The organism is Fulvivirga sp. (genome assembly GCF_040220315.1).
In the GTDB taxonomy this organism is placed as follows: Bacteria; Bacteroidota; Bacteroidia; order Cytophagales; family Cyclobacteriaceae; genus Fulvivirga.
The window spans coordinates 1-4,830 of record NZ_JAVJUY010000280.1; the positions used below are offsets into that span (position 1 = coordinate 1).

Consider the following 4,830-nt stretch of genomic DNA (forward strand, 5'->3'; position numbering starts at 1 on the left):
CATTTCGATGTGACGGGCACATATTGGGTATACTGGTTACAGCTACTCCTTTTCAATCCACCAGGCCCATACCACAAATATCCACATGGCATTCGCTGACCATGCAACTGCCTGAACCGAGGGAGGGGCCGGCCCCAAAAGATTCATTGCGTATATGACCAGAAAAAACAAGATGAGTGTCCAATAGGCTATTTTCCGCTTTGGGCGAACCGTCTTGAAATACAGGAAAACACCCGTAAGGAACAAACCAACTTCAAGGATGATTGCCACAACAGGCAAATTCCATAAGCTCAGTCCAACTTTGGTAGTACCAAATGGTGAAAGCGGCAAGTCTGGTCTGTGTGTCAGGAGATCCAACACCCAATGGCTAAAAACCAGGATTCCCAGTAGGATTGACCCTTTCTTGTTTTTGGTCAATAAAAAATAAACTGCCGAAAATAGCATTCCCCATACCAGGGCGGCAAGCAGGCTGTGGGACCACGGATAAGAAACAAAGTTGAGTGGTGTCAGTGCTGTATTTCCGACTTCAATTTCGAATGTCTCAAGTCCCAGCAAAATAAAAATGGGCCACAATAAATCCAAAAACTGAACAGCCACAAACATGATGGCCAGGGAGGGGAGCTTGTCAATCTTTTTTGCTGACAAAGCCAATGCATAATGTCCTATAAACATGCTGTAAATCTATCTTTTTTCCTGCAATTCATTTTTAAGGGGTACTTCGCTCACATGAATTTCAAATTCTTTTGAGATTCCATGTCCGTTCAGAGGTATAGATAATTTACCCTATTGTTCATGTATGGTGAGTTACTCCTCTATTGTTCTACAGCCTGAAAGCTACAGAAGGGAAGGCGAGCGGGCAGTTCTGAGATAGTTGTTTGATACTGAGTAAGCATATGTATCACTGTGCTTGTTAGAGCGTGTTATTTAGGCTTTTTCTTTGGTTCTTGTCGAGTATCGAAGAAGGTCAATATGCTGATAAAATCTTTGTTAATCCGGTAGAATATTCTGGTTTGCTTTGAAACTTGAAACCCATGAATTTTCCTGTTGGGTACTTCCAAAGTACCAAGTTCAGGAAATTTTTCAAGGAGTGCTAAGAAGTCGAATACTTTGTCTTTGAACTTATTGGATGATTTTTCTCCAAATTCAGTTAGAATAAAAGTGTAGATTTCATGGAATCGACTTTCCGACTTCTTCGTCCAGTAAATTCTCATTTATATTTTCTAAGAATCTCTGAGTGTAAAGTTAGGTTTTCAGGACGCTCAGATTCTTCATAGGCATCCATTACTTCTTTCTTTTGACTCTCAGTTAGGCTGTTCCAAAGAGATCCTGCTTTTGCATTCTTCCTTTCAGAAAGGAGATCGTGAAGAGATTCCAGCAGTTTTGTGTTCTGAATGCCCTCAATCAGTTGATGAAGATTAGATTTAAGTTCAACCGTACTCATAGTTCAAAGATACGAAGAATTCTATCGAAGGTTAGTTCCCCCATACGTGCTAACAATCAAAATAACGGTATTACTGTTATATAAGCGAATAAAAACGGATACGTTGTGCGTATTCATTACCAAATTAAACATTTCCACGGAAACTGCATCCGGTCGACCCTATTCAGCACCAGGAATCAGGTTGATAAAATAGAACAAAACTAATATCAGACTTTCTGAAAACTGTCCCGCAGAGGGTCCTGGTTTGGCTAGCTCCACCATTCTATGTAAGTACAATTAAATGCCTGACCAGTGGGGGGTGTAAAGGAACTGCGGAGACACTGCGGAAGCACTGCGGAAGCACTGCGGAAGCAGACCGGAGGCACCCGGCTGGACCATCAGGCTCTTCATGTTAGAATAATACTATTTTTGGATATAATGTTGTGATATTTTGAGGTGCACGATGATACTCCAGACTGGTGAACAGAGGGTGGGTTATAAGGTTTCTAAAAGATAACTGCCTCACCCTATTGAATAGCAATTATATGATTATTCTAAGAAAGTAGGGATTTGGAAATACTTCATTATCTATAGTTCGACTTGGCCTACATAACATGTCAAACAGCGAGGGTTATATCGCATTGTTACATGCCGCTTATTTCATTATACGCTTCAAAAAGCTGTTCAGCGTAAACAAGAAAATTGCTAAAAACGTTAAATCAAATGCAATGATAAAATGATGTTCATAAATTGCGGTGTTCCGAAGAAGGTTCTCGTGAATAGCAAAAGGAAGGAAGTTAAAGAAGCTCGGAGGTGTTAGAATAAAATATCCTATTAAAGCGGTTATTGCTAGAGATATGAAGAAGGCTTTCTTGTTCATGAGTTACTCCTAAATTTGGAAATCCATCTTCGTGCTATTAAGTAATCAAGAGCTACAAAAATTACGGCAAGCAGTCCAAGCCAGAATGCTTCTTGGTTGTTCATGTTCTTAAAGATTGGTCGTTGAATCTTATCCCAAAGCGCCCAGAAATATATTATTGACAGGAACCCTGTTAACAGAAAAGTTGCCAGTAAAAGAAGTTCCTTAATAATCTCCATTGGTTAACTCGATATGCAGTCATGTGGCATGTAACGCCTGGATAGAGCGAGTGGCCCTCCCCAGGCTATGAAAATCTAAACTAGCAAAATCTTCGGTGAGATGCAACGGGTAAATTCCTACTGAGTTTAGCAAATGAAGGAGCCTGACTGGTACAAAAGCAAATAAAAATAAATCTTTCCCAGAGAGGTTTTGGCGGTGAGGTTCCAAAAGAAGTGGCTATGAAATGCTTAAGGCCATTCACTATCTCGAAAGTTGGGCTTTCGTTATTTACTCTTTTTTATTAAGTATATATATAACTCAAACCCTCCGGCAATTAGCAGAAATAATCCACCAATTAGTGATAATCTAAATTGTAATTCAGAGCTAAAATTCTCAAAGAAGGTAAAGCCTCCAATTATCCATAAAAAAATTAGAATCCATAGGGGCTTATATAGTTTTGATATTTTTTGCGCTTTAAGAGCTTTTAGCCAGTTTTTGTATTTATCATTTTTTGGTTTGTACGTAACTTATCTTTCAAATTGTTTGATCGAAGTTTTCAAATCCTTTGTTTCGTATAAGCTAATGGCGTAATTCCATAATAAATGTTCAAAATAACTTGTGTTTTTGAGGTTAGACTCATTTTGATTGGATGAATTTTCAAACATTTTAATAGCTTCAGTTAATACTTTTACTGCCTGAGTATACTGGCCACTTCCTGCTAGACTAATTCCGTATTCTGAGATAAGTCTTAACTTTGCATTATAATTTTCTTTGCCTTCATTAATGTTAATGCTTTCCACAGAATGGCTATTTCGTTCATAGAAATTAACAAAAGCTAAATTGTCAGAAGAAGGTACTTCGTCAAATTCTTTCATTAATGTATGGATGTCTTTTGTTTCTGAAGTCACAAGTCTTATATCTGTTTCAAATGAAGCCCAACATCCGGTTGTGTCACACTTTATGCAACATAACCACTTATATCTATGATAAATCTAAAGCATTTCCATCAAACAGGTGGATAGAAAGAAGGATATGGAAGCATCCAGATAATGTAATAAGAGAAAGAGTGGTTGCAAGCAATGCTTAGGGGAGATCCTATTATCGCACAAGTGGAAAACACTTGCGCGATAAGGCGGGTGGGTTATAAGGTTTCTAAAAGATAACTGCCTCACCCTATTGAATAGCAATTATATGATTATTCTAAGAAAGTAGGGATTTGGAAATCCCTTTTTATCTGAAGGGCGACATGCTTTGCGGAACATGTCGAACAGCGAGGAGTGTTTTTATTTGTTATTCAATTTTAGTTTGGATGCATATCCTCCCAGAAAAACTCCTGCAAAGAGAGTTATCATTATCATGCGTTCATAATACTGTTCTGAAATTATTGCATATAGAAGTCCTAATGTTCCAATGACTGCAAGTAACATTGTTGCGGTTGAAAATCCCTTTAAAAGTTTATTGGCTAAATTGGCAATACTTAAATTCTCTTTTTCCATTAGTTGACTAAACCCATAAGGAACTCTGCTTAAAAATTGAAAGACTAAGTGAAATGAAAGGTTTACTCCAAAAGCAGTTCCAAGTTTTTGGGGGATTCCCTGTTCGTCAGGTAGAAATAATAAGACTAAACTAGCTACAAGAGTAACTATTGAAAGTATTTTATAGTACTTGTTGATTTTGACTTCGTCCATGTCTTAAGTTGCGTGAAAGGCTCTACAACGTCTATATAAAATGAGTGCGCTCACACTTTGCCTGAGGTGACAAACCTTGGTTCATTGCTTCAATTTCTACGAAGAAGGTAATGTATTCATTTTATTGTTTGTTAGGAATTTTTCAGATTTAATTATCTCTGTAAAGGAATAAGTAAGATTGACCAGTTGTTTGTGCGTTGGCAGAAGAACTTGCAATTCGTAGCTGCATAAATAATGTTATTTCCTCTTTAGGTAATTGTGAATAAATATTGGCAGATTCATAGAGCATAAAACTTGTGTTATTAGTGGATATTGAAGTTCCAACAATTACGCTATCATTTGTTCCATCATATAACTCAGCGAAAGCAGTTACTGAACCGTTTGAAGTATTGAAATTTGGCATGAATAATACTGAGTCAACTCCAACCCAGGAGGTTATGTCGAACTTTATTAGACCTTGTCCAAGAGTAGTACCCATAGTTGAAGAAGTTGTACTGATCGAAAATGTAGGAGACTCATAAATGGTCAGCCTTATCTGTTCATCAAAACCTCCATCAACTCCATTGCAGATATATCTGGTAATTGATATTTCTTCAATATCGAGTGTTCCATCTCCATCGTCATCTACGCCTGAGTCAATTTTG

6 protein-coding genes are annotated in these 4,830 nt (G+C 37.7%); all 6 read right to left on the reverse strand.

Translation table 11 applies throughout. The features are described from left to right. Positions 1–42: 42 nt before the first annotated feature. Positions 43–672 carry a metal-dependent hydrolase gene (locus RLO81_RS14090; protein WP_350112822.1) on the reverse strand — a complete coding sequence of 210 codons (630 nt, stop codon included), beginning with the start codon at positions 670–672 and terminating at the stop codon, positions 43–45. A 248-nt stretch (positions 673–920) separates the two neighbouring features. Beyond that, complete coding sequence (locus tag RLO81_RS14095) at positions 921–1,211, reverse strand: type II toxin-antitoxin system RelE/ParE family toxin (protein WP_350112825.1); 291 nt, start codon at positions 1,209–1,211, stop codon at positions 921–923. Then, positions 1,208–1,441, reverse strand: a complete 234-nt coding sequence (locus RLO81_RS14100; protein WP_350112828.1) for a hypothetical protein — start codon at positions 1,439–1,441, stop codon at positions 1,208–1,210. Before RLO81_RS14100 ends, RLO81_RS14095 begins: the two co-directional genes overlap by 4 nt. Positions 1,442–3,025: 1,584 nt before the next feature. Beyond that, positions 3,026–3,406 carry a hypothetical protein gene (locus tag RLO81_RS14105; protein WP_350112831.1) on the reverse strand — a complete coding sequence of 127 codons (381 nt, stop codon included), beginning with the start codon at positions 3,404–3,406 and terminating at the stop codon, positions 3,026–3,028. Between the two features lie 375 nt (positions 3,407–3,781). Beyond that, positions 3,782–4,186 carry a hypothetical protein gene (locus RLO81_RS14110; RefSeq protein WP_350112833.1) on the reverse strand — a complete coding sequence of 135 codons (405 nt, stop codon included), beginning with the start codon at positions 4,184–4,186 and terminating at the stop codon, positions 3,782–3,784. Between the two features lie 148 nt (positions 4,187–4,334). Further along, the coding region (locus RLO81_RS14115) for a DUF7151 family protein (RefSeq protein ID WP_350112836.1) at positions 4,335–4,830 on the reverse strand (496 nt) is incomplete at its 5' end.